General features: G+C 36.7%; 1 tRNA gene. It reads left to right on the forward strand.

Features of this window, described 5'->3' with window-relative positions:
• The first annotated feature begins 433 nt into the window (after positions 1 to 433).
• Positions 434 to 519: transfer RNA gene (locus NI468_RS16035), tRNA-Leu, on the forward strand.
• The last annotated feature ends 447 nt before the right edge of the window (positions 520 to 966 follow it).

Raw genomic sequence — 966 nt, forward strand, 5'->3', positions numbered from 1 at the left:
ATTTAGGTTCCAGCGCCGCGAGGTGTGAGAGTTCGAGTCTCTCCGTCCCCACCATCATATTAAAGCAAGGCAAATGCCTTGCTTTTTTATTACCTGAAATTTGAGATCGGTTTTTTTAGTACCAGATTTTGCTGTTATGCCTGATGAACATCAATGTGTTCTGGGCTTAAATTCTCCAACGAATGATCATACAAGGGCAGGGCTTTAATAAATGTCATTGTATTGCATGCAATAATTCATGCGATCTGCATATTCAATAATTTAAATGTCATATGAATCAGTTCCATGGTGTCTATCAATTTTATATATTGGTCTAAATAGATCGGTATTTGATCAATAGTGAATTAACTGACTAATTTTTGATATAAAAGTATTTAGCTTTTTGCAGAACTACTTGTGAATCAGGTCTGATCGCTATAATATACACAGCCATGGGGATATGGCGGAATTGGTAGACGCACTGTGTTCAGGTCGCAGCGCCTTCTGGGCGTGAGAGTTCGAGTCTCTCTATCCCCACCATCATATTAAAGCAAGGCGAGTGCCTTGCTTTTGTATTGCCTGAAATTTGGTAAAGCTGTTGTTATTTATGCGGTATTGTATTCTGATTTCAAGCACTGGTTCAGACATTATTTATCAATAATAGTTTCAGTATTCTGAATGCCTATGTTGATCAAGATTAGAAATTCATTTGAGTTTTAATTTAAAATGCTGGAATTGAATCGAAATGATTAAAAATAACGAATGGGCAGTCATATCCTAAAATGAATCAAATTTTCGGCAGAAATTTTATAAAAAATTAAAAAATAGAACTAACTGTTTATTTTATAGCGGAATAGATTGTGATTGCTTGTAAAATCGCTTGTCAATGTCGGTCTATCTCTATAATATACACAGCCATTGGGGACGTGGCGAAATTGGTAGACGCACTGGATTTAGGTTCCAGCGCCGCGAGGTGTGAGAGTTCGA

The sequence above is a fragment of the Acinetobacter lwoffii genome, from assembly GCF_024129355.1.
In the GTDB taxonomy this organism is placed as follows: Bacteria; Pseudomonadota; Gammaproteobacteria; order Pseudomonadales; family Moraxellaceae; genus Acinetobacter; species Acinetobacter lwoffii_I.